We start from the raw sequence: 23,101 nt of genomic DNA, 5'->3' as shown, positions 1-23,101 counted from the left end.
GGGGCTTTCTGCATTCAGACACGCAGTACTGCTACGGCGATCAGAACTTGTAGTTGAACGACGCGGCAATCACGTCGCCGCCCACATCGTACTTGCCCACCAGCTTGTTACCGGTTTCCGCGGTCGTGTTGACGCTCGGATCCTTGGTGAACAGGTGGGTGTAACCGAAGTTGTATTCCATGTTGGCCGACGGGGTCCAGCCCACGCCCAGCGACAGCCACTTGCGGGTGGTGTCCGGCACGCGGACGTCACGGTGCGCGTCGGTGGTCGGGGTCTGGTCGTATGCCACGCCGCCGCGCAGGGTGACGGTGTCGCTCAGCTTGAAGTCCGTACCCAGCGACACGAAGGTGGTGTCGCGGTAGGCGAAGTTGAGGTTCGAGTCGGCCTGGTTGGAGGCGTAATCGATGGTCACCTTGTCGAACGAGGTCGACCACGCGGTGCGGGTCACATCGCCCATGACGGTCCAGCGGTCATTGACGTTGTGGGTGACACTGAAGGTCGCCGAGGCCGGCATGGTGACCGTGGCGCGACCGCTGGTGTCCACGAACCAGCCCGGACGCACGTTCGGGCGAGCCAGGATGGCACGGGCACGCTCACCACCCTCGAAGGTGGCTTCACCGTTGGTGATCTTGTGTTCCACCTTCGACCGGTAGCTGATACCGATGTGGGTGTTCTCGTCCGGGCTGAACAGGCCGCCCACGGTCCAGCCGACGGCGTTGTTGTCGCCTTCGACCTTCAGGGTGCCGTCATCGGAGCCCGGCGCGAAGGTCGGCACGCGCAGCTGGCTGACCAGTGCGCCGTAGTCGATGGCATTGGTCAGTTCGATGGTCAGGTGTTCAACGAACACCGACGCGCCGAAGGACACGTACGGGTTGACGTCATAGGACGCGGCGAAGCCCAGGTCGATGGCCTTCAGGTCGGTCTTGATGCCGCTGTAACGGCCGACCCAGTTGCTGTCGTATTCGGTCTTGAAGCCGAACGGGGCGGTCAGCGAGACGCCGAAGTGGGCCTTTTCGCCGATCGGCATGTGGAAGTAAGCGGCCGGGACCGGGGCGATCATGCCGGCGTCGCCGCCGTCACCGCCCGAGATCGGGGTGCCGGTGCCGGCACCGGTCGGGCCGGCGTTGCGGCCGCTGCCCTTGAAATCGGCCGAGAAGCTGATGGCGCTCAGGTCACCCTGGATCTGCATGCCTTCCAACTGGCGCATGCCGGCCGGGTTGACGGCGATGATCGAGGCGTCGCCCTGGGCGCTGCCCGAACCGGCGAAGGCGCGGCCAAGACCCTTGGCGCTGTTTTCCTTCAGCTGGAAGGCGGCGGCGTGGACGTGGCCAGCGGCCAGGGCGCCGGCGATGCCGACGGCCAGGGCGGTGACGCGGGCAAGCGAGGAAGCGGTATGCATGTTTGGTTCTCTCCGGAATTGCGGTGATGTTGGGCAACGCGCGCCTGCGCTCTTCCCTGCCCTGGGGCGGGAACAACGCGCCGGATTCCCCTCCCGACATACGACGCCGTATTGGAGTATACCCAGACCGGTTAATGAAACAATAACGGGCGTCGCCCTGGTGGCTATTCAGGCTGAACCCGTCAATCCCCCGTCCGAAGCGCCACCGCGCTAGGCTAGCGCACCCATGTTCGTGTCGATCCCTTCCCGCAAGAAGTCTGCCTTCCGCTGGGCTACCCCGCTGCTGTTCGCGGCGCTGTGGGTGGCGTTCCTGTGGTCGATCTCGCGGCCGGGGGACGCCCGGCGCAGCCTGTGGCTGGACTGGGGCGCGCTGTCGACCGGGCTGACCCGCCCGCTTGACTGGTGGGCCACCCTGCAGGACGGCAGCGTGTTGCGCTTGTTCACCGCCCTGTTCCTGCATGCCGACTGGTCGCACCTGCTGGGCAACCTGGTGTTCCTGCTGATCTTCGGGCTGCCGGCCGAGCGCGTGCTGGGGCCGTGGCGGCTGATGCTGCTGTTCCTGGTGGGCGGGGCAATTTCCAACCTGACCGCGATCTACACCATGGGCAGCCCGGACCAGATCATCATCGGTGCCAGCGGCGCGGTGTCGGCGTTGATCGGGGCCTACCTGGCCCTGTTCCCCGGCGCGCGGCTGGGTGTGGTGATCCCGCTGGGCCTGTTCCTGGAATTCGTGCGCGCCCCGGCGTACCTGCTGATCGGGGTCTGGGCGGCGCTGCAGGTCGTGTTTGCCTACATCGGGCCGAGCTTCGGCATGGTGGCCTGGTGGGCGCACATCGCCGGCTTCGCGTTTGGACTGGGCTATGGCGTGTACGTGCGCGCGGCGATCGCGCGGCGGCTGCGCAAGCGGCACGGCTTCTAAGCCCACCGCACCGGTAGTGCCGGCCGCTGGCCGGCTCCTCGCACGCCTGAATCCATTCGGTAGTGCCGGCCGCTGGCCGGCTCCTCGTACGGTTGGATGACTGCAGAGCCGGCCAGCGGCCGGCACTACCGATCAGGGTTTGGTCGGCACGTCCGCAGGCTTCGATTCGGGCTTCGCTTCCGGCTTCGCTTCTGCCGGCTTCTTCTCATCCGGCTTCTTCTGCGCCGCTGCCTTGGCGGCGTCCTCCTTCTGCTTGGCCACTACCGAACCGGGCTGCTTCAACTCGGCCAGCGCATCGTTGATCGGGCCATCGCCAGGCAGCACGTCGCCGGCCTTGTAGCCTTCGCTGCCCTCCTCGTCACCACGCAGGTGGCCCGGCAGGGTCGCTTCGCTGTAGTCGGCCAGGCTGGCCGGCAGGTCGTCCTCACCCTCGCGCTTTTCCGGCTGCAGCACCACGTCGGGCACGATGCCGGTGGCCTGGATCGACTTGCCACTGGGGGTGAAGTAACGCGCGGTGGTGAGCTTGACCGAATCGCCGTTGTCCAGCGGCAACACGGTCTGCACCGAGCCCTTGCCGAAGGTGCGGCTGCCCACCACGCGGGCGCGGCCGTTGTCGCGCAGCGCACCGGCCAGCACTTCGGAGGCGCTGGCAGAGCCTGCGTCGGCGAGCACCACCACCGGCGCGCCCTTGAGCAGGTCGCCCGGGGTGGCGTCGAAGCGGGCATCGCTGATCGAGATGCGGCCGCGCGTGCTCACGATGTTGCCCTTCTCAAGCAGGTCATCGGCCACCTGCACCGCTGCGGTGAGCAGGCCGCCGGGGTTGCTGCGCAGGTCCAGCACCAGGCCCTTGAGCTTGCCGCCCGCCTGCTGCTGCAACTGGCCCACGTGCTTCTGGAAATCGGCACCGGTGTCGGCCTGGAACGTGCTCAGGCGGATGTACCCGTAGCCCGGTTCCAGCATGCGACTGCGCACGCTGGTCACGCGGATGGTCTGGCGGGTCACGGTGACATCGAACGGCTTGGGCTTGCCCTCGCGCACCAGGGTGAGGACCACCTTGCTGCCCGCCTTGCCGCGCAGCGGTTCGGTGGCTTCGATGGCGCTGATCGGCTTGCCGTCGATGGCGATGATCAGGTCGCCGGCGAGGATGCCGGCCTTGGCGGCCGGGGTGTCGTCGATGGGCGAGATCACCTTCAGGCTGCTGTTGTCGGGCTGCTGCTGCAGCTCCACGCCGATGCCGTCGTAGGCGCCGGTGGCCTGCTCATCGAAGGCCTCGGCGTCTTCCTTGTCGAAATAGGTGCTGTGCGGGTCCAGGTCCAGCAACAGGCCACGGATGGCCGACTGCATCAGCTTCTTGTCGTCCACCGGGTCCACATAGGCGGCGCGTACCGCGTTGTAGACCGCCACATAGCGCCGGATCTCTTCCAGCGGCACCCGCGATGTCACCGCTTCTTCGTTGCTGGCTGCGTCGCTGGTACTGCTGGCGGCCTCGCGGGTCTGCTGCGCCCATGACACGGCGGGCAACAGGGCCAGCAGCAAGGTGGCGGTACGGGCTACGCGCATGAAGCACTCCAGGTCGGCGGGGGACGGAAAACACGCACCAGGTGCGTCGCCCGATTATGCGCGAAGCGACGATAAATTCCCGTTGAACCCGGTGTGCGACAGGCGCCTGCCGTTGGGCTGGCTGTCAGCGACGCTGCAGCCAGCTGCCCGGATCCACCGGCTGGCCGTTGCGGCGCAGCTCGAAGTACAGCGCGGTCACGCCCTGCCCACCGGAGTTGCCGACTTTGGCCACCGCATCGCCCTTTTTGACCGTGGCGCCGGCATCACGCAGCAGGGTGTCGTTGTGTGCGTACAGGCTCATGTAGCCATTGCCGTGGTCGACGATCAGGATCATGCCGTAGCCGGTCATCCAGTCGGAGAACACCACGGTGCCATCGGCCACGGCGGTGACCGTGCTGCCGGCCGCGGCACCGATCAGCACGCCGCTGCTGGTACGGCCATCGGGCAGCTTGCCGCCATAGCGCGCCAGCAGGTTGCCCGACAACGGCCAGCCCAGCCCGCCCACCTTGGGCGGCGGCGCCGAGGCCACTGCCGGCGGGGTCTTGCCCGGTCGCGGCGGTGGGCGGGTGCCGTTGGCGGCAGCGGCCTTCTCCGCTTTCTCGGCGGCGGCCTTTTCGGCAGCCGCGCGGCGGGCAGCCGCCCGGCGCTCGGCCTCGGCACGGGCAGCGGCGGCACGCAGGTTGGCCAGCAGCGTTTCCAGCGCCTTGGCATCCTGGCCCAGCGCCTTTTCGCGCTCGCTGCGGTCCTTGTAGCGCTCGTCCAGGCTGGCCACGGTGGCCGCGCGGTTGCGGCGGTCGTCGGCCAGGGTCGCCACCTGCTGCTTCTGCTGCTGGCGGGTGCCTTCCAGCGCCTGCCGGCGTTCGACGATCTGCGCTTCCACGGCCTGCAGTTCGGCCAGATCGTGGGTGAGCAGCTGGATGCGGCGGGCACGCTCGCGCTGCAGGTAGCGGTGGTAGGCCAGGCTGCGGTTGGCGTCGGCCACGCGGTCCTGCGACAGCAGCAGCTTCAACGGCGCGTTGTTGCCGATGCGGTAGGCCGACCGCAGCAGCGAGGCCAGTTCTTCGCGCTGCTTGGTCATGCCGGCCTGCAGGTCGCTGCGCTTGCGCTGCAGCTCTTCCATGGCGCGGGTTTCGCGCTGCAGGGCGGTTTCGGTCTGGGCCAGCACGCGGCCGGTTCGGGCCACTTTCTCGTCGGCGTCGCGCAACTGGCGCGAGGCCTGGCCGCGCTGGCCTTCCAGCGTGCGGCGCTCCTGCGCCACGCCCTTCAACTCCGACCGCAGCTTCTGCAGCTTGCGCTCGGCTTCCTTTGAACTCTGTGCCGACACCGGCCCCATTGCCAGGACCGACAGCGCCAGCACCAGCCCATGCGCCCACGCGCGCAGGACGACACCCCCGCGGCGACAGGGCGTCGGTTTGTTATTCCGGCGTGAGGACAAAGCGTTGTGGCGCAAGGGCTTTCCAGTGACTTCAGGCAGATGCGGATTGTAGCGATGCATGGTGACATCCCAACAGGCGGCCTGCCAGCCGCACACCGGACATGAGGTCACCATGAAACATATTCCACTCGCGCTGCTGTTGGCCCTGGTGCTGCCGTGCGCACCTGCCTTCGCCAGCGAAGACATCAGCAAGGTCAACGGCAGCATCCGCGCGTCGGCCGGCCAGACCTACGGCGACCTGGAGACCGTCAATGGCGGTGTGACGGTCGAAGAGGGCGTGGTCACCCGCGAGATCGAGACCGTCAACGGCAGCATCCGGATCGACGACCGCGCCCGCACCACCGGCGTGTCCACCGTCAACGGCAACGTGCGGATCGGGCGCGACGTGGTCGCCGCCGGCAACGTGGAAACGGTGAACGGCAGCATCTTCGTCGACCGTGGCAGCGTGGTGGAAGGCAACATGGAAACCGTCAACGGCGGCATCGGGCTGGTGGAGACGCGCTTGAACGGCAACATCGAAACGGTCAACGGCGACATCACCGTCGGCGTCGGCTCGGAGGTCCAGGGCGGCATCCGGGTCAAGAAGCCCAACTTCAGCCTGTCGTTGACCGGCAACCGCAAACCCCGCGTGATCGTCGGCCCCAATGCCAGTGTCAGCGGCAGCCTGCAGTTCGACCGTGACGTCACCCTGTATGTCCACCGCAGCGCGCACATCGGCCCGGTCAGCGGCGCCCAGCCGCAGACGTTCGATACCGACGCCGCGCCCCAGGATTGATACCCTCTTCCGGTGCCTGTCGGCACCGGCCCCTTGTACCCAGGAATCGATGATGCCCTGCAAACTTCTGTTGTGCCTTGCTGCCACCGCCGCGTTGACCGCGTGCAAGGGCGAAGCCACCGCACCTGTCGACACGGCCGCCGCGCCGGCGCCGGTGGCCGCCACTGGCCACGCGTTCTCGCCCGACATCAACGCCGCCGATTTCGGCGAGCTGGTCAAAACCCTCTCCTCCGACGCGTTCGAGGGGCGTGCCCCCGGCAGCAAGGGCGAAGAACTGACCGTCAACTACATCCGCGACCAGATGCAGCGCATCGGCCTGCAGCCGGGCAACGGCGACAGCTGGTTCCAGGACGTGGCCATGACCGAAACCAGCGCCGACGAATCGACGGTGCTGAAGCTGGACCAGGCGGGCAAGCAGCGCGACCTGAAGTTCGGCACCGACATGGTGATCGGCACCCGCAGCGGCCAGCCCGAAGTGAAGGTCGAGAACAGTGAGCTGGTGTTCGTCGGCTACGGCGTGGATGCGCCGGAGCAGAAGTGGAACGACTACGCCGGGCAGGACTGGAAGGGCAAGACGGTGGTGATGTTCGTCAACGACCCGGGCTTCCACGTCGACGATGCCAAGCTGTTCGACGGCAAGCGCATGACCTATTACGGGCGCTGGACCTACAAGTTCGAAGAAGCCGCCCGCAAGGGCGCCGCCGCGGCGCTGATCGTGCACGACACCGCCGGTGCTTCCTACGGCTGGGACGTGGTGAAGAACTCCTGGGCCGGCCCGCAGTACGACCTGCCGGCCAAGGATGACCCGGAAGCCCGCATCCCCGCACAGGGCTGGTTGAGTGCAGAAGCGGCCCGCCAGCTGTTCGCCGATGCCGGTCTGGATCTGGACAAGGCCTACAAGGACGCCAGCAAGCGCGGCTTCAAGCCGGTGTCGCTGAAGGCCAAGGTGTCCTTCGACCTGAAGAGCACCATCGCCGAGAAGAAGTCGCGCAACGTGGTTGGCGTGCTGCCGGGCAGCAAGCGGGCCGACGAAGCGGTGCTGTACATGGCCCATTGGGACCACCTGGGCAAGCACGAGGGTGAGCAGGGCGACAACATCTACAACGGTGCGGTAGACAACGCCACCGGCGTGGCCGGCATCCTGGAAGTGGCCGATGCGATGGCACACCAGCAGCCGCCGCCGGAGCGTTCGGTGGTGTTCCTGGCGGTGACGCTGGAGGAGTCGGGCCTGCTGGGCTCCAAGTACTACGTGAGCCACCCGACCTTCCCGCTGGACAAGATTGCCGGGGTGATCAACATCGACGCGATGTCGGTGGCTGGCCGTGCCAAGGATCTCACGGTGACCGGCTTCGGCAGCTCGGAGCTGGAAGACATCCTCAAGCCGCTGGCCGCCAACCAGGGCCGCACCCTGCACGGCGAGACCGCGGTGCAGAGCGGCTTCTACTTCCGTTCGGACCACTTCAACTTCGCCAAGGCCGGCGTGCCGGCCCTGTATGCCGACGGCGGCGAAGACCTGCGCGACGGTGGCGTCGAGGCCGGCCGCAAGGCCGCCGAGGCCTACGGCCGCGACCGCTATCACGGGCCGAAGGATGAGTTCGACGCGGCCACCTGGAAGCTGGACGGCACGGTGGAAGACCTGCAGCTGCTGTACGGCGTAGGCAAGGAACTGGCCGGCGGCGACCGTTGGCCGAACTGGTACGAGGGCAACCCGTTCAAGGCGGCTCGCGACGCGATGATGGCGCCGAAGGCTGGGGCGGCAGGTGCGCCGGCACGGGCACCGGGCAACAAGTAAGCCTCAGTCAGTGCTTGAACCAGAAACGGCGCCCTACGGGGCGCCGTTTTTTTATGGGTGGATGTCGCCAATGGAGCGTCGGAAGTGTGACCGGATGGGGTCGCATCCTGATCGACCGCCGTTGTCGCTACCGCGCCCGGTGATGGCATGACCGTGATCGGCGAAACGCCAGCGATGTCAGGCGCGCGGCATCAGGCGTCCATGCGCCAATGCAACACAGGCAATGCCGGCGTCAGCTTCACGTGTGTCTTCCAGCGAGATCCGCGAAGCGTCGGCAACGCCGCGCATTTTCCGGCAGACGCATTCGTGCGCATCACCCTCGGGTAGAGCCGACCGTTGGTCGGCTCCACGTGGTGCGCCGCAATGCCGGTGCGGCGTGCAGCCGACCAACGGTCGGCTCTACGCGCGTCCGGAAGCGCACAAAGAAAAAACCCCGCTGCGTGAGCAGCGGGGTTTTGGGTATAAACCCTGGCGATGACCTACTCTCGCATGGCTTGAGCCACACTACCATCGGCGCAGCTGCGTTTCACTTCCGAGTTCGGGATGGGATCGGGTGGTTCCACAGCGCTAATTTCACCAGGGAGACGGTTGGAGCAGCGCGTTGCGCCAGCTCGGCATGGGTCTCTTCCGAGAAAACTGACACCTTCGAAAACCGGGTGCCTGCAAAAAAGAAAACCCCGTTGCGTAAGCAACGGGGTTTTCGGGGTATAAACCCTGGCGATGACCTACTCTCGCATGGCTTGAGCCACACTACCATCGGCGCAGCTGCGTTTCACTTCCGAGTTCGGGATGGGATCGGGTGGTTCCACAGCGCTAATTTCACCAGGGAGGCTTTTGGAGTGTCGCCGCAGAGCGTGTCTTTGCAGAGAGCGGGCACGAGTGTGCCGGCTTTACAAAGAGACGCGCCTGAGCGCCTGCCTCTCGTTTGGTCTTGTGACGTAGCGTGCACTTGGGATCTATCGACATGTCATGTCGGCCAAGGCAACTTGAGGTTATATGGTCAAGCCACACGGATCATTAGTATCAGTTAGCTCAATACATTGCTGTACTTACACACCTGACCTATCAACCACATAGTCTATATGGTTCCTTCAGGGGGCTTGTGCCCCGGGAGATCTCATCTTGAGGCGCGCTTCCCGCTTAGATGCTTTCAGCGGTTATCGCTTCCGAACATAGCTACCCGGCAATGCCACTGGCGTGACAACCGGAACACCAGAGGTTCGTCCACTCCGGTCCTCTCGTACTAGGAGCAGCCCCTCTCAAATCTCCAACGCCCATGGCAGATAGGGACCGAACTGTCTCACGACGTTCTGAACCCAGCTCGCGTACCACTTTAAATGGCGAACAGCCATACCCTTGGGACCGACTACAGCCCCAGGATGTGATGAGCCGACATCGAGGTGCCAAACACCGCCGTCGATATGAACTCTTGGGCGGTATCAGCCTGTTATCCCCGGAGTACCTTTTATCCGTTGAGCGATGGCCCTTCCATACAGAACCACCGGATCACTAAGTCCTAGTTTCCTACCTGCTTGATCCGTCGATCTTGCAGTCAAGCACGCTTATGCCTTTGCACACAGTGCGCGATGTCCGACCGCGCTGAGCGTACCTTCGAGCTCCTCCGTTACTCTTTAGGAGGAGACCGCCCCAGTCAAACTACCCACCATACACGGTCCCCGATCCAGATTATGGACCCAGGTTAGAACGTCAAGCACGACAGGGTGGTATTTCAAGGATGGCTCCACTGCAGCTAGCGCCACAGTTTCATAGCCTCCCACCTATCCTACACAGACGAACTCAACGTTCAGTGTAAAGCTATAGTAAAGGTTCACGGGGTCTTTCCGTCTTGCCACGGGAACGCTGCATCTTCACAGCGATTTCAATTTCACTGAGTCTCGGGTGGAGACAGCGCCGCTGTCGTTACGCCATTCGTGCAGGTCGGAACTTACCCGACAAGGAATTTCGCTACCTTAGGACCGTTATAGTTACGGCCGCCGTTTACTGGGGCTTCGATCAAGAGCTTCGCCTTGCGGCTGACCCCATCAATTAACCTTCCAGCACCGGGCAGGCGTCACACCCTATACGTCCACTTTCGTGTTTGCAGAGTGCTGTGTTTTTGATAAACAGTCGCAGCGGCCTGGTTTCTGCGGCCCTCTTCAGCTATAGCTCGCATGAGCCACCAAAAAGGGCGCACCTTCTCCCGAAGTTACGGTGCCATGTTGCCTAGTTCCTTCACCCGAGTTCTCTCAAGCGCCTGAGAATTCTCATCCTACCCACCTGTGTCGGTTTACGGTACGGTCTGCGTAAGCTGAAGCTTAGGAGCTTTTCCTGGAAGCGTGGTATCAGTGACTTCGCCTTAAAGGCTCGTCTCGGTGCTCGGTCTTGAAGAATCCCGGATTTGCCAAAGATTCAAACCTACCTCCTTTCCCCCGGACAACCAACGCCGGGTACACCTAACCTTCTCCGTCCCTCCATCGCACTTACGCGAGGTGCAGGAATATTAACCTGCTTCCCATCGACTACGACTTTCGTCCTCGCCTTAGGGGCCGACTCACCCTGCGCCGATTAACGTTGCGCAAGGAAACCTTGGGCTTTCGGCGTGCGGGTTTTTCACCCGCATTATCGTTACTCATGTCAGCATTCGCACTTCCGATACCTCCAGCAGACTTCTCAATCCACCTTCAACGGCTTACGGAACGCTCCTCTACCGCGTACATATAAATATGCACACCCCAAGCTTCGGTTCACTGCTTAGCCCCGTTAAATCTTCCCCGCAGACCGACTCGACCAGTGAGCTATTACGCTTTCTTTAAAGGGTGGCTGCTTCTAAGCCAACCTCCTGGCTGTCTGTGCCTTTCCACATGGTTTTCCACTTAGCAGTGAATTTGGGACCTTAGCTGTGGGTCTGGGTTGTTTCCCTTTTCACGACGGACGTTAGCACCCGCCGTGTGTCTCCCATACAGTCCGTCTCGGTATTCGGAGTTTGCAATGGTTTGGTAAGTCGCGATGACCCCCTAGCCATAACAGTGCTCTACCCCCGAGAGGATACATATGAGGCGCTACCTAAATAGCTTTCGAGGAGAACCAGCTATCTCCGGGTTCGATTAGCTTTTCACTCCTAATCACAGCTCATCCCCGTCTTTTGCAACAGACGTGGGTTCGGGCCTCCAGTACCTGTTACGGCACCTTCACCCTGGCCATGACTAGATCACCCGGTTTCGGGTCTACTGCCCGCGACTATGCGCCCTTATCAGACTCGGTTTCCCTTCGCCTCCCCTATACGGTTAAGCTTGCCACGAACAGTAAGTCGCTGACCCATTATACAAAAGGTACGCAGTCACTCTTTCGAGCTCCTACTGCTTGTACGCACACGGTTTCAGGATCTATTTCACTCCCCTCTCCGGGGTTCTTTTCGCCTTTCCCTCACGGTACTGGTTCACTATCGGTCGGTCAGTAGTATTTAGCCTTGGAGGATGGTCCCCCCATGTTCAGACAGGGTTTCACGTGCCCCGCCCTACTCGTCTTCACTGGAGTGGCCCTTTTAAATACAGGGCTATCACCTTCTATGGCCAGCCGTTCCAGGCTGTTTTTCTAGAACCATTCCAGCTTAAGGGCTAGTCCCCGTTCGCTCGTCGCTACTCAGGGAATCTCGGTTGATTTCTTTTCCTCTGGTTACTTAGATATTTCAGTTCACCAGGTTCGCTTCCAGCAGCTATGTATTCACTGCAGGATACCCGCAAGCGGGTGGGTTTCCCCATTCGGACATTACCGGATCAAAGCTTGTTGCCAGCTCCCCGATACTTTTCGCAGGCTGCCACGTCCTTCATCGCCTCTGACCGCCAAGGCATCCACCGTGTGCGCTTATTCGCTTGACCATATAACCGCAAGTTGCCTTGGGTTACATATATGACCTGGGGGTACAAAGCCCAGATACGAAATATAACGACTCAATTAATAAGAAGACATTTAAGTCTTCCGCCTTAGCCTCACGACACGTCAAGATAGAATCTCAAACGCTCGCTACGTCACAAGTTTTAAAAGAACACGTACCGGCCACAATGCCGATGCGTAATAAATTCTTTGTATGCGCTAGTCATTCAGAGTGGTGGGTCTGGGTAGACTCGAACTACCGACCTCACCCTTATCAGGGGTGCGCTCTAACCACCTGAGCTACAGACCCAATGTCCGTTTAGCTCATTGCCGAACACACCGATAAACGTGTGACGTGTGGTGGAGCCTGTCGGGATCGAACCGACGACCCCCTGCTTGCAAAGCAGGTGCTCTCCCAGCTGAGCTAAGGCCCCATATACGGGACTATCCACGCCGGCCAGGCCGACGTGAAACTCTGAATGCAGGTTACTTGTGAAGACGCCCGACAGGACGATGCTGTCTTTGCTCAAAAGGAGGTGATCCAGCCGCACCTTCCGATACGGCTACCTTGTTACGACTTCACCCCAGTCATCGGCCACACCGTGGCAAGCGCCCTCCCGAAGGTTAAGCTACCTGCTTCTGGTGCAACAAACTCCCATGGTGTGACGGGCGGTGTGTACAAGGCCCGGGAACGTATTCACCGCAGCAATGCTGATCTGCGATTACTAGCGATTCCGACTTCATGGAGTCGAGTTGCAGACTCCAATCCGGACTGAGATAGGGTTTCTGGGATTGGCTTGCCCTCGCGGGTTTGCAGCCCTCTGTCCCTACCATTGTAGTACGTGTGTAGCCCTGGTCGTAAGGGCCATGATGACTTGACGTCATCCCCACCTTCCTCCGGTTTGTCACCGGCGGTCTCCTTAGAGTTCCCACCATTACGTGCTGGCAACTAAGGACAAGGGTTGCGCTCGTTGCGGGACTTAACCCAACATCTCACGACACGAGCTGACGACAGCCATGCAGCACCTGTGTTCGAGTTCCCGAAGGCACCAATCCATCTCTGGAAAGTTCTCGACATGTCAAGACCAGGTAAGGTTCTTCGCGTTGCATCGAATTAAACCACATACTCCACCGCTTGTGCGGGCCCCCGTCAATTCCTTTGAGTTTCAGTCTTGCGACCGTACTCCCCAGGCGGCGAACTTAACGCGTTAGCTTCGATACTGCGTGCCAAATTGCACCCAACATCCAGTTCGCATCGTTTAGGGCGTGGACTACCAGGGTATCTAATCCTGTTTGCTCCCCACGCTTTCGTGCCTCAGTGTCAGTGTTGGTCCAGGTAGCTGCCTTCGCCATGGATGTTCCTCCCGATCTCTACGCATTTCACTGCTACACCGGGAATTCCACTACCCTCTACCACACTCTAGTCGCCCAGTATCCACTGCAATTCCCAGGTTGAGCCCAGGGCTTTCACAACAGACTTAAACAACCACCTACGCACGCTTTACGCCCAGTAATTCCGAGTAACGCTTGCACCCTTCGTATTACCGCGGCTGCTGGCACGAAGTTAGCCGGTGCTTATTCTTTGGGTACCGTCAGAACAACCGAGTATTAATCGACTGCTTTTCTTTCCCAACAAAAGGGCTTTACAACCCGAAGGCCTTCTTCACCCACGCGGTATGGCTGGATCAGGCTTGCGCCCATTGTCCAATATTCCCCACTGCTGCCTCCCGTAGGAGTCTGGACCGTGTCTCAGTTCCAGTGTGGCTGATCATCCTCTCAGACCAGCTACGGATCGTCGCCTTGGTGGGCCTTTACCCCGCCAACTAGCTAATCCGACATCGGCTCATCTATCCGCGCAAGGCCCGAAGGTCCCCTGCTTTCACCCGAAGGTCGTATGCGGTATTAGCGTAAGTTTCCCTACGTTATCCCCCACGAAAAGGTAGATTCCGATGTATTCCTCACCCGTCCGCCACTCGCCACCCATAAGAGCAAGCTCTTACTGTGCTGCCGTTCGACTTGCATGTGTTAGGCCTACCGCCAGCGTTCACTCTGAGCCAGGATCAAACTCTTCACTTAAAAACGCATAGTCCGAGGACTAAAAATTTAAAGCTGCAGATGCTTGACCGCTGGCAACGTTTCGCTTGCTTTAAAACAATTGATATGTTGCTTGATCAAACGTCTGCAAGATGGACATACATCCTTCCTGCAGGCGCCTTCACAAGATACCTGCGCATACTGTCAAAGAACTTTGGAATCGGCCTCAGCGCCTTCTTCCGTTTGCCCCGACGTTTCCGTCGTTGCGAGCCGCCCATTGTAGACCGGCTTATCTGCTTCGTCAACACCTTTTTTCAAGGCCGTTTCACCGAAGCGAAACGTTGTTGCCGATGCCGCTTCGTCGTTTGCCTCGAGAGGCTTTCGTCGTTGCGAGCCGCCTATTATGTCAGGCTTTTCGTTTCCGTCAACACCTTCTTTCGAAGTGGTTGGCGTCCGGTTCCTTCCGCGGTTGCCGCCTTGCGGCGACCCCTGCGTCGGGGGAGGGAAAGTATGTCCCTATCCGGGTCGTTTGTGAAGGGGGTAAGACGACTTTTTTCACGCCGCCGCCCTCCCATTCATCCTATAGGGGTCCGGAACCGCCCGAACCCCTTGTGGCGCTTAGGCCGACACCAGCAGGACGCGGGCAAAGTTGCGCTTGCCCACCTGCACCAGCCCTTCGAAACCGGGCACGAACACCTGCTGGGCGTCCTCCACGACCTCGCCATCCACCTTCACCGCGCGCTCTTTGAGCTTGCGGGAGGCTTCGGAGTTGCTCGGGGTGAGCCCGGCAGCGGTGAGCAGCGCGCCGATCCGCAGGCCTTCGGCCGGGATCACCACTTCCTGCAGCGGCAACAGGGTCACATCGCCCTGCCCGGTCACCGCCATGTTCCAACCGGCGATGGCCTGTTCGGCCGCAGCGGCATCATGGAACCGGGTGGTCAGTTCGCGGGCCAGGCGCAGCTTGACCTCACGCGGGTTCAGGCCACCGGCCTCCACCTGCTGGCGCAGGCTGAGGGCTTCGGCCTGGCTGATATCAAAGGAGAGCAGCTCGATCCAGCGCCACATCAGGTCGTCGCCGATCTTCATGGTCTTGGTGACGATGTCGATGGCCGGTTCGCTGATCCCAATATAGTTGTTGAGCGACTTGGACATCTTGGCCACGCCGTCCAGGCCTTCCAGCAGCGGCATGGTCAGCACGATCTGCGGCTTCTGGCCGTAGTGCTCCTGCAGGCCACGGCCCATCAGCAGGTTGAACTTCTGGTCGGTACCGCCAAGCTCGACGTCGGCCTCCAGCGCCACCGAGTCGTAGCCCTGCACCAGCGGGTACAGGAACTCGTGCAGGGCGATGGACTGCTGGGCGGCATAGCGCTTGGCGAAGTCGTCGCGCTCAAGCATGCGCGCCACGGTGTGCTGGCCGGCCAGGCGGATCATGTCGGCCGCGCCCATCTTGCCGAACCACTCCGAATTGAAGCGCACTTCGGTCCTGTCGCGGTCGAGCACCTTGAAGACCTGGTCTTCATAGGTCCGTGCGTTGGCCAGCACGTCGTCCTTGCTGAGCGGCTTGCGGGTGACGTTCTTGCCCGACGGGTCGCCGATCATGCCGGTGAAGTCGCCGATCAGGAAGATGACCTGGTGGCCGAGGTCCTGGAACTGGCGCAGCTTGTTCAGCAGCACGGTGTGGCCCAGGTGCAGGTCCGGCGCGGTGGGGTCGAAACCGGCCTTGATCCGCAGCGGGCGGCCGCTTTCCAGGCGCTGGCGAAGCTCCTCGGGCTTGAGGACTTCGTCGGCACCGCGACCGATCAGGGCGATGGCTTCTTCAATCGATGACACGTGACAGCTCCCGGCAATGCCTTATTTATATGAATGACGTTAAGTAGTAGTTAACCGCAAGCGCTTCACAAAAGCCAATAGGCACAAGGGTTTGACGCGGTATTTATACCTGTCTATGTTACCGACGTTTGGGCCCGCGCTCCCGGGCCAGCCAGGAACAGACCGACGATGCTCAATTCCGATCAAGGCCGCGCGCGCAAGACGCGCTTCAAGGAACGTCTCCACGTCCTCCACGACACCGCCCTGCATCGGAAGCTCAAACAGCACCTTCCTGCCGCCTTCAACCAGCGCTGGACGCGCCGGCACTGGATGCACGCCAGCCTGTTCGCCACCATCGGCGCCCTGGTGGCCACGATCGTGCCGGGCTTCTCGCACACCATTGAATCGCCCTACTCGGTGGGCCACTCCACCCTGGCCCTGCCGTTGCCGCCGCTGTCGCTGGAACGCCAGAAGCAGGTGCCGGGCGACAGCTGGCAGGTGCTGCGGGTGCAGCGCGGCCAGACCCTGAGCAACCTCTTCGACGAGGCCGGCATTTCGGCCACGGTGATGCACCAGGTGCTCGAGCACCCGGGCGCGCGTGAGGCGCTGACCAAGCTGCGCCCCGGCGCGGAGATCGCCTTCGACCTGCCGCTGTCCGGCGACCTGCGCACCATCCGCTTCGACCGCGATGCCGACAACCGGGTCGAGCTGTCGCTGGCCGACGGCAAGATTGCCGAGAAGGTGATCAAGCGCGAGTCGTCCACCCGCCGCATCGTGGCCAGCGGGGAAATCACCAGTTCGCTGTATGCGGCCGCGCGCAAGGCCGGGCTGTCGCCGTCGGCGATTGCCACGATGACCGACGAGATCTTCAAGTACGACATCGACTTCTCCAAGGACCTGCAGCCGGGCGACCGCTTCAGCGTGGTGCTGGATGAGACCTGGCGCGAAGGCGAGAAGGTGGACACCAGCAAGATCCTGGCGGCCACCTTCACCTCGGGCGGCAAGACCTACAGCGGCTTCCGCTTCGATCGCAACGGCAAGTCGGAGTACTTCGACGTGAGCGGCCGGCCGCTGAAGAAGAGCTTCATCCGCATGCCGATCCCGTTCGCGCGGTTGAGCTCCAGCTTCGGCGCGCGCAAGCACCCGGTGCTGGGCAAGATGCGCATGCACAAGGGCGTGGACTACGCCGCCCGCACCGGTACCCCGATCATGGCCGCCGGCGATGCCCGTGTGCAGTTCGCCGGCACCCAGCGCGGTTACGGCAACGTGGTGATCCTGGACCACGGCCGCGGCCACACCACCCTGTACGGGCACATGTCGCGCTTCGGGGCGATCAAGACCGGGCAGCGCGTGGCCCAGGGCACGGTGATCGGCTATGTGGGCTCGACCGGCATGGCGACCGGCCCGCACCTGCACTACGAATTCCGCGTCAACGGCGAGCACCGCAACCCGCTGTCGGTGACGATGCCGCCGCCGGAGCCGCTGAAGGGTGCCGAGCTGGTGGCCTTCCGCGCGCAGACCGCACCGGCGCTGGCCCGCATCCAGGGCATGGAAAAGCTGATCTACGCCGATGCCAGCCCGGCGCCGCAGGCCGCCCCGGCCGACGCCCAGGCCCAGACGCAGACCGCCAGCGTGGCCAAGCCGGCCAAGCGCACCCGCGGCTGATCGCCCGGTACAGCGCGCGGACACGCGCGCATTGACGGCGGCAACGGGTTGCGCGGAAGCTGGGCGCACCCCGTTTTGACTGTGCTGCCATGACCGCTGTCGTTGACCCGCATACCCCGCTCTACCTGGGCCTGATGTCCGGCACCAGCGCCGATGGCATCGACGCCGCGCTGGTGCAGTTTCCCGAGGCGGGCGGCTGCCGGTTCGTTTTCGGCCACACCCACGCGTGGGACCCGGCGCTGCGGGCCGAGCTGATTGCACTGGGCGAAGGCGGCGCTGTCGAGTCGCTGGATACGCTGGGGCGGATCGATGCGCAGATCGGGATTACCTTTGCCGCCGCGGCCAATGCCCTGCTGGACCTCAGCGGCGTGGACCGGGCGCAGGTGCGGGCGATCGGCTCGCACGGGCAGACCGTGCGCCACCGGCCGCTGGCCGACCCGGCCTTCACGATGCAGCTGGGCGATGCCAACCGGATTGCCGAAGCCACCGGCATCACCACCGTGGCCGATTTCCGCCGCCGCGACGTGGCCGCCGGGGGCCATGGCGCGCCGCTGATGCCGGCCTTCCACTTGGCCATGCTGGGTACCGCTGACGAAGACCGGGCGATTCTCAACCTGGGCGGCATTGCCAACCTGACCCTGATTCCGCGCGATGGTGTGCCGCGTGGCTTTGATACCGGCCCGGCCAATGCGCTGATGGATGCGTGGTGCCAGCGCCATCGCGGGGTGCCGTTCGATGCCGATGGCGCATTTGCGGCCAGTGGGCAGGTGGATGAGGCGTTGCTGGCGCAGTGGCTGGACGAGCCGTGGTTCGCGCTGCCGCCGCCGAAGAGCACCGGGCGCGAGCAGTTCCACCTGGCGTGGGCGGAGGCGGCGATGGCCGAGGGCCAGCATGCGGCCGCCGATGTGCAGGCCACGCTGCTGGAGCTGACCGCCGCGACCGTGGCCGATGCGCTGCTGGCGCACCTGCCGGGCGCCCGGCGGGTGTTGGTGTGCGGCGGCGGGGTGCGCAACCCGCAGCTGCTGCGGCGGCTGGCGGCGCGGCTGCCGGGGGTGGTGATCGAGTCCAGTGCGGTGCACGGGCTGGACCCGGATTACCTGGAGGCGATGGGGTTTGCGTGGTTGGCGCAGCGCACGCTGGACGGGTTGCCGGGGAACCTGCCGAGCGTGAGTGGCGCGCGTGGGCCGCGGATTCTGGGGGCGATCCATCTGGCGTGACCGGAGCGCCCGTTTGGTTTGAGGGTCATGCCGGTATCGAGCGTTGATCCCGGGTCGGCAGTCGGCTGGGGCGCGACCCTACCGGTGGATGCCGACGGCCGCCCCCAAGCGAAAGGCGGGACAGGGCGTAGCGCCGGGCTCTGCCCGGCAATCGTGGGGACGGATCGTAGTGCCGGGCTCTGCCCGGCAATTGCGGACCGTGGCGCAGCCGGGCAGAGCCCGGCTCTACACGCCCTGGGCGTCGGGCAAGGCCTGCAGCGCGGCGATGGCGTCGGCCAGGGCGTCTACTTCCGGGCTCTGGAAGCCGCTGCGGACCTCCAGTTCACTGGTGAACAGGCCCTGCTCCAGCAGCACCACACAGGTGTATTCGCGGGTCCAGCCGCGTGCGACGGCCACGCGCCGGATGCGTTCGTTCAACAGCGGGTCCAGATCCCGCAGCAGCAGATCGACCATTGTTCTCCCCCGTTGGCAAGCACCGCCCCCACGGCACAACGGGGTCGATCATGGCGCAGCGGGGGGCGTCGGGCAACCGGCCGGGCAGCGCCAGCCTGAGCGGGTTCAGTCGGTACCGCGGTCGCGGATGCGCGGCCACAGCCAGACCAGCAGCAGCAGGGTCGGGATGACGGTGGTGGCGCTGAAGATGAAGAAGGCGCTGTAAGAGGTGGCTTCAACGATGTAGCCGGAAGCGCCGCCAACGAACTTGCCCGGCAGGTTGGCCAGCGACACCAGCAGTGCGTACTGGGTGGCGGTGAAGTTGCGGTCGGTCAGCGAGGACATGAAGGCCACCAGCACGGTGCCAGCGAAGCCCTGGAACAGGTTGTCCGCGCTCAGCGCCGCATAGAACGCCCAGAGCTGGCCGGGGTTGTGCGCCATCAACAGGAACGCCAGGTTGGACAACGCCACACCGAGGGCGGCGACCAGCAGCATGCGGCGGAAACCGAATGCGGCCACCGCGATGCCGCCAAGGAACGCACCGCCAATGCCCATCCACACACCGAACAGCTTGGAGACCGTGGCGATGTCGGCCTTGGTAAAGCCCGAGTCGAGGTAGAACGGGCCAGACATCACCCCGATCACCTGGTCAGGGAACTTGTACAGCCCCACGAAGGCCAGCAGCGCCAGCGCCAGCACCACACCATTGGTGCTGAAGAAGCTGGTGATGGGCTGCCAGAACGCCCCGAAGAAATCGATGCGGCGCTGGATGCGCACTTCCGGCTGGACCGGTTCACGGCAGACCAGCGTGGTGATGATGGGCAGCAGCATCAGCGAGGCCATGGCCAGGTAGGCCACGATCCAGCCTTCGAACTGGGCCAGATACAGCGCACCGGCACCGGCAAGGATCAGGCCGATGCGGTAGCCCAACGTATACGTGGCGGCCAACGCGGCCTGTGCGCTCTCCGGGGCGATTTCGATGCGGTAGGCATCCACCACCGAGTCCTGGGTGGCGCCGGCGAAGGAGGCCACCAGGACCCACAGCACCAGCGGGGTGACGCCCAGCTCGGGCCGCACGAAGGCCAGTGCGAACAGCCCGCCGGTGACGCCGATCTGCGAGGCCAGCAGCCACGAGCGGCGGCGACCGAGCATGCTGACCAACGGGAAGGCGTAGCGGTCGATCAACGGTGCCCAGACGAACTTCATCAGGTAGAAGAAGCTGGCCAGGCTGATCAGGCCGATGCTCTTCAGGTCCAGCCCAACGTCGCGCAGACGGGTGGACAGGGTCTGCGAGGCAATCAGCAGGAACGGCAGGCCGCTGCCAAAACCCAGGAAGGCCATGGTCAGTGCCGAGGGGGTGCCAAAGGCCCGCTTGATGCCGGCCCAGCCCTTGTAGGACACCGGCGCCGCCGCTTCACTCATGGGGCGTAGTCCACCGTAAACGGGGCATGGTCGGAGAAGCGCTCATCGCGGTAGATCGAGCACGCGCGCAGGCGGTCGCGCAGGCCGGGGCTGACGAACTGGTAGTCGATGCGCCAGCCGACGTTGTTGGCCCGGGCCGCGCCGCGGTTGCTCCACCAGGTGTAGTCCTCGCCCTGCGGGTGCAGCAGGCGGTAGGCGTCGGTCCAGCCCTGGCCGGCGGCGATGTCCAGCGCCTGGTCGGTGTCCACGCACTGGCCGTTGAGCCAGTCGCGCTCGGGCGGCAGGCAGCCGGAGTTCTTCTGGTTGGACTTCCAGTTCTTGATGTCCAGCGCCGAGCGCACGATGTTCCAGTCGCCGCACAGGACGTAGTCGCGGCCACTGGCCAGCCACTCCGCCAGGATCGGGCGCAGCCACTCCATCACTTCGTACTTGAAGCCCTGCCGCAGGTCGCCCGAGCTGCCCGACGGGATATAGAAGGAGACCACGCTGAGGTTGCCGTAGCGGGCCTCGATGTAGCGGCCTTCGTCGTCGAACGGGGCCCAGCCCAGCGAGGTGATGACCTGGTCGGGCTCACGCTTGCTGTAGATGGCCACGCCGCTGTAGCCCTTCTTGGTGATGGCGTCGCGGTAGAAGCAGTGGTGGCCGTCCGGGCGGAACATCGGGTCGGTCAGCTGGTCTTCCTGGGCCTTGGTCTCCTGGATGCAGAGCACGTCGGCGTCCTGGGCACGGAACCAGTCGAGGAAGCCCTTGGTGGCGGCCGAACGGATGCCGTTGGCGTTGAAGCTGATGATGCGCATGCGGGTCCAGGTCTGAAGCGGTAACCGGGAAAGCATACCGGGAAGACCTTGCCGCGGCGTGCCGGAATGCGGCGGCGCTGTGTGCCGGCCGGGGCCTCCTGCAGGGCTGCGACCGCCCGCCGCGGGGCCCTGGAGGGCGAAAAACGCGCCCATGCATTAGGATTTGCGGTCCAAATGAATTGAATAGAGTCCTGATGAGCGACCATCGCCACCGTTTCCTGCAACTGGCCCTGACCGCCGATGCCCTGCGTTTCGGCCAGTTCACCCTCAAGTCGGGCCGCCTGAGCCCCTATTTCTTCAATGCCGGCCGCTTCGATTCGGGCGCGCGCATGGTCCAGCTGGCCGCCTGCTACGCCGATGCGGTGGAAGCCACCGGGCTGAAGTTCGACGTGGTGTTCGGCCCGGCCTACAAGGGCATCCCGCTGGCCACTGCGACCGCCTGCGAGTTCGCCCAGCGCGGCCGCGACCTGCCGCTGTCTTTCAACCGCAAGGAAGCCAAGGCCCACGGTGAAGGCGGCAACCTGATTGGCGCGGACATGAATGGCAAGCGCGTGCTGATCGTGGACGACGTGATCACCGCCGGCACCGCCATCCGCGAGGCCCTGGGCATCATCAAGGACGCCGGTGGCACCCCGGCCGGGATCGTGGTGGCGCTGGACCGCCAGGAGATCGCCTCGGAGACCGACCGCCGTTCGGCGGCCCAGTCCGTGGCCGAGGAAGCCGGCATTCCGGTGGTGGCGGTAGCCACGCTGGCCGACCTGCTTGATTTTGCCTCCGGAAATCCGGAACTTGTGGGGTACCGGCAGCCGCTGGAGGACTATCGGTCCCGCTACGGCACCCGTCCTACGCGTTGAGAGCAGGGGGCTCTGACCACCATGTCCAGGATTGTTTCGATCACCGCCATCGGCCTGTTGCTGGCCGTCGCCACGGTGCCCGTGCACGCGCAGAGCGGCAAGGGCGAGGCGAAGGCGAAGAAGCTGTATTGCTGGAACAAGGGGTCCGAGCGCATCTGCAGCGATACGCTGCCACAGGATGCGATCAACAACGCACGCGAGGAGTTCAGCGCCACCAGTGGCCTGCGTCGCGGCGAGGTGGAGCGCACCCTGACCGAGGAAGAGCGGGCGGATGCGGCGGTTGCCGCCGCGCAGCACCAGCTCGACCTGGCCGCGCAGGAGACCCGCCAACGCACCGAGCAGGCGATGCTGTCCACGTATGAAAACGAGAATGACCTGCGCCGGGTATTCGTGGAGCGCACGGGCATCATCGACAACAACGTGCAGACCGCGCGCTACAACGTGGCCAGCCTGCGCGACGCACTGGTGAGCCTGCTGGGCACCGCCGGCGATCGCGAACTGGCCGGGCAGCCGGTGGTGGAGAAGCAGGCGGCAAGCATTCGCCAGCGGCACACCGAACTGGTGGCGCAGCTGCGCATGCAGAACTCGTTCGAGCAGCAGCGCCGTGCGCTGGATGTGGAGATCGAGGAGACGCTGCAGCGGTACCGGCTGCTGAAGGGCGTGGGGACCAATCCGCGCGGCTAAGCGCGCGGATGCCGGGAATGGAAGGCGGCCTTGGGCCGCCTTTTTTTGTGGGGGCGGGCGGGTACCGGGCGTGGGCGCCCCACCGGCGTAGAGCGGGGCTCTGCCCCGCTGCCGTAGATCCGGGGCAGGTGACGCGTTACGGGCAGCTGGGCAGAGCCCGGCTCTACGGGGATGCGTTACGGCAGCCGGGCAGAGCCCGGCTCTACGGGGATGCGTTACGGGGAGCCGGGCAGAGCCCGGCTCTACGGGGCGGTGTGCGGGTTGCGCGATGGGCATGCCTGCGCAGGTTTTATGCACTTTTTACGCGGCGGGGCCGGTTGCGGCGTGGAGCGTTTACGCCGGTGGGGAACACGATGGGCGCCTGACGTGGAGTGGTTCCACCTGGACGTCCCATGAGCCTGTTTCTGCCTGTTTCCCCTGCCGCCGGTGCGCCCTGC

General features: G+C 63.9%; 15 protein-coding genes, 2 tRNA genes and 4 rRNA genes. 8 read left to right on the top strand and 13 right to left on the bottom strand.

What is annotated here, in order from left to right; all coding sequences use genetic code 11:
- Window positions 1-40: 40 nt before the first annotated feature.
- A complete protein-coding gene (locus ACZ0AE_RS01695; RefSeq protein ID WP_463600232.1) occupies window positions 41-1,399 on the bottom strand; it encodes an outer membrane protein transport protein in 1,359 nt (452 codons plus the stop codon).
- A 226-nt stretch (window positions 1,400-1,625) separates the two neighbouring features.
- On the opposite strand from ACZ0AE_RS01695, the gene ACZ0AE_RS01690 reads away from it, so the two are divergent.
- Window positions 1,626-2,318, top strand: a complete 693-nt coding sequence (locus tag ACZ0AE_RS01690) for a rhomboid family intramembrane serine protease (protein ID WP_038690939.1) — start codon at window positions 1,626-1,628, stop codon at window positions 2,316-2,318.
- A gap of 132 nt (window positions 2,319-2,450) precedes the next feature.
- Here ACZ0AE_RS01690 and ACZ0AE_RS01685 read toward each other — a convergent pair whose 3' ends face one another.
- Together ACZ0AE_RS01685 and ACZ0AE_RS01680 are read right to left on the bottom strand one after the other, a co-directional pair.
- Complete coding sequence (locus tag ACZ0AE_RS01685) at window positions 2,451-3,878, bottom strand: S41 family peptidase (protein WP_463600231.1); 1,428 nt, start codon at window positions 3,876-3,878, stop codon at window positions 2,451-2,453.
- Window positions 3,879-4,002: 124 nt separating this feature from the next.
- On the bottom strand, window positions 4,003-5,328 hold the full coding sequence (locus ACZ0AE_RS01680; RefSeq protein ID WP_463600230.1) for a murein hydrolase activator EnvC family protein: 1,326 nt from the start codon (window positions 5,326-5,328) through the stop codon (window positions 4,003-4,005).
- A gap of 97 nt (window positions 5,329-5,425) precedes the next feature.
- Between ACZ0AE_RS01680 and ACZ0AE_RS01675 the strand changes: the two genes are divergently transcribed.
- The 3 genes from ACZ0AE_RS01675 to ACZ0AE_RS01665 all read left to right on the top strand — a co-directional run bounded on the left by ACZ0AE_RS01675 (window position 5,426) and on the right by ACZ0AE_RS01665 (window position 8,207).
- On the top strand, window positions 5,426-6,088 hold the full coding sequence (locus ACZ0AE_RS01675) for a DUF4097 family beta strand repeat-containing protein (RefSeq protein ID WP_038690946.1): 663 nt from the start codon (window positions 5,426-5,428) through the stop codon (window positions 6,086-6,088).
- Window positions 6,089-6,140: 52 nt separating this feature from the next.
- Window positions 6,141-7,880, top strand: a complete 1,740-nt coding sequence (locus ACZ0AE_RS01670; RefSeq protein WP_463600229.1) for a M28 family metallopeptidase — start codon at window positions 6,141-6,143, stop codon at window positions 7,878-7,880.
- A 147-nt stretch (window positions 7,881-8,027) separates the two neighbouring features.
- A complete protein-coding gene (locus tag ACZ0AE_RS01665) occupies window positions 8,028-8,207 on the top strand; it encodes a hypothetical protein (RefSeq protein WP_447591519.1) in 180 nt (59 codons plus the stop codon).
- A gap of 139 nt (window positions 8,208-8,346) precedes the next feature.
- On the opposite strand, the gene rrf (ACZ0AE_RS01660) is transcribed toward ACZ0AE_RS01665, so the two are convergent.
- From rrf (ACZ0AE_RS01660) to tyrS, 7 genes are all read right to left on the bottom strand, one after another.
- Window positions 8,347-8,461 (bottom strand): 5S ribosomal RNA (gene rrf / locus ACZ0AE_RS01660).
- A gap of 131 nt (window positions 8,462-8,592) precedes the next feature.
- A 5S ribosomal RNA gene (gene rrf / locus ACZ0AE_RS01655) occupies window positions 8,593-8,707 on the bottom strand.
- A 169-nt stretch (window positions 8,708-8,876) separates the two neighbouring features.
- Window positions 8,877-11,755, bottom strand: a 23S ribosomal RNA gene (locus tag ACZ0AE_RS01650).
- A gap of 228 nt (window positions 11,756-11,983) precedes the next feature.
- Window positions 11,984-12,060 (bottom strand) — tRNA-Ile (locus ACZ0AE_RS01645).
- Window positions 12,061-12,108: 48 nt separating this feature from the next.
- A tRNA-Ala gene (locus ACZ0AE_RS01640) sits at window positions 12,109-12,184 on the bottom strand.
- Window positions 12,185-12,279: 95 nt separating this feature from the next.
- A 16S ribosomal RNA gene (locus ACZ0AE_RS01635) occupies window positions 12,280-13,826 on the bottom strand.
- The 16S, 23S and 5S rRNA genes sit together here with 2 tRNA genes alongside, the layout of an rRNA operon.
- Window positions 13,827-14,402: 576 nt before the next feature.
- A complete protein-coding gene (gene tyrS, locus ACZ0AE_RS01630) occupies window positions 14,403-15,614 on the bottom strand; it encodes a tyrosine--tRNA ligase (protein ID WP_314402673.1) in 1,212 nt (403 codons plus the stop codon).
- A gap of 168 nt (window positions 15,615-15,782) precedes the next feature.
- On the opposite strand from tyrS, the gene ACZ0AE_RS01625 reads away from it, so the two are divergent.
- Both ACZ0AE_RS01625 and ACZ0AE_RS01620 read left to right on the top strand, forming a co-directional pair.
- Complete coding sequence (locus ACZ0AE_RS01625) at window positions 15,783-17,258, top strand: M23 family metallopeptidase (RefSeq protein ID WP_447591515.1); 1,476 nt, start codon at window positions 15,783-15,785, stop codon at window positions 17,256-17,258.
- Between the two features lie 89 nt (window positions 17,259-17,347).
- The gene (locus ACZ0AE_RS01620) at window positions 17,348-18,475 is read left to right on the top strand and encodes an anhydro-N-acetylmuramic acid kinase (RefSeq protein ID WP_463600228.1); all 1,128 of its coding nucleotides are present in this window, start codon (window positions 17,348-17,350) and stop codon (window positions 18,473-18,475) included.
- A gap of 225 nt (window positions 18,476-18,700) precedes the next feature.
- On the opposite strand, the gene ACZ0AE_RS01615 is transcribed toward ACZ0AE_RS01620, so the two are convergent.
- From ACZ0AE_RS01615 to ACZ0AE_RS01605, 3 genes are all read right to left on the bottom strand, one after another.
- Entirely contained in the window at window positions 18,701-18,928 is a 228-nt protein-coding gene (locus tag ACZ0AE_RS01615) for a hypothetical protein (protein WP_038690954.1), read from the bottom strand.
- Window positions 18,929-19,033: 105 nt separating this feature from the next.
- Window positions 19,034-20,329 carry an AmpG family muropeptide MFS transporter gene (locus ACZ0AE_RS01610; protein ID WP_463600227.1) on the bottom strand — a complete coding sequence of 432 codons (1,296 nt, stop codon included), beginning with the start codon at window positions 20,327-20,329 and terminating at the stop codon, window positions 19,034-19,036.
- Entirely contained in the window at window positions 20,326-21,126 is an 801-nt protein-coding gene (locus ACZ0AE_RS01605; protein ID WP_038690958.1) for an exodeoxyribonuclease III, read from the bottom strand. The genes ACZ0AE_RS01610 and ACZ0AE_RS01605 overlap by 4 nt, the downstream gene beginning before the upstream one ends.
- A 194-nt stretch (window positions 21,127-21,320) precedes the next feature.
- Here ACZ0AE_RS01605 and pyrE point away from each other — a divergent pair, with 194 nt between their 5' ends.
- Both pyrE and ACZ0AE_RS01595 read left to right on the top strand, forming a co-directional pair.
- A complete protein-coding gene (gene pyrE, locus ACZ0AE_RS01600) occupies window positions 21,321-21,980 on the top strand; it encodes an orotate phosphoribosyltransferase (RefSeq protein ID WP_128096031.1) in 660 nt (219 codons plus the stop codon).
- A gap of 21 nt (window positions 21,981-22,001) precedes the next feature.
- Complete coding sequence (locus ACZ0AE_RS01595; RefSeq protein WP_448132860.1) at window positions 22,002-22,664, top strand: hypothetical protein; 663 nt, start codon at window positions 22,002-22,004, stop codon at window positions 22,662-22,664.
- The last annotated feature ends 437 nt before the right edge of the window (window positions 22,665-23,101 follow it).

This window comes from Stenotrophomonas sp. AC248, from assembly GCF_979258185.1.
The sequence above is the reverse complement of the archived record's forward strand: the minus strand, read 5'-3'. Positions and strand labels throughout refer to the sequence as shown.

Excerpts from the sequence above, each read along its gene's own strand:
- ACZ0AE_RS01675 (WP_038690946.1), top strand. The coding sequence starts at position 5,426 with ATGAAACATATTCCACTCGCGCTGCTGTTGGCCCTGGTGCTGCCGTGC.
- ACZ0AE_RS01615 (WP_038690954.1), bottom strand. The coding sequence starts at position 18,928 with ATGGTCGATCTGCTGCTGCGGGATCTGGACCCGCTGTTGAACGAACGC.
- ACZ0AE_RS01685 (WP_463600231.1), bottom strand. The coding sequence starts at position 3,878 with ATGCGCGTAGCCCGTACCGCCACCTTGCTGCTGGCCCTGTTGCCCGCC.
- ACZ0AE_RS01625 (WP_447591515.1), top strand. The coding sequence starts at position 15,783 with ATGCTCAATTCCGATCAAGGCCGCGCGCGCAAGACGCGCTTCAAGGAA.
- ACZ0AE_RS01610 (WP_463600227.1), bottom strand. The coding sequence starts at position 20,329 with ATGAGTGAAGCGGCGGCGCCGGTGTCCTACAAGGGCTGGGCCGGCATC.
- ACZ0AE_RS01620 (WP_463600228.1), top strand. The coding sequence starts at position 17,348 with ATGACCGCTGTCGTTGACCCGCATACCCCGCTCTACCTGGGCCTGATG.
- ACZ0AE_RS01665 (WP_447591519.1), top strand. The coding sequence starts at position 8,028 with ATGACCGTGATCGGCGAAACGCCAGCGATGTCAGGCGCGCGGCATCAG.
- ACZ0AE_RS01690 (WP_038690939.1), top strand. The coding sequence starts at position 1,626 with ATGTTCGTGTCGATCCCTTCCCGCAAGAAGTCTGCCTTCCGCTGGGCT.
- ACZ0AE_RS01695 (WP_463600232.1), bottom strand. The coding sequence starts at position 1,399 with ATGCATACCGCTTCCTCGCTTGCCCGCGTCACCGCCCTGGCCGTCGGC.
- ACZ0AE_RS01605 (WP_038690958.1), bottom strand. The coding sequence starts at position 21,126 with ATGCGCATCATCAGCTTCAACGCCAACGGCATCCGTTCGGCCGCCACC.
- pyrE (WP_128096031.1), top strand. The coding sequence starts at position 21,321 with ATGAGCGACCATCGCCACCGTTTCCTGCAACTGGCCCTGACCGCCGAT.
- ACZ0AE_RS01670 (WP_463600229.1), top strand. The coding sequence starts at position 6,141 with ATGCCCTGCAAACTTCTGTTGTGCCTTGCTGCCACCGCCGCGTTGACC.
- ACZ0AE_RS01595 (WP_448132860.1), top strand. The coding sequence starts at position 22,002 with ATGTCCAGGATTGTTTCGATCACCGCCATCGGCCTGTTGCTGGCCGTC.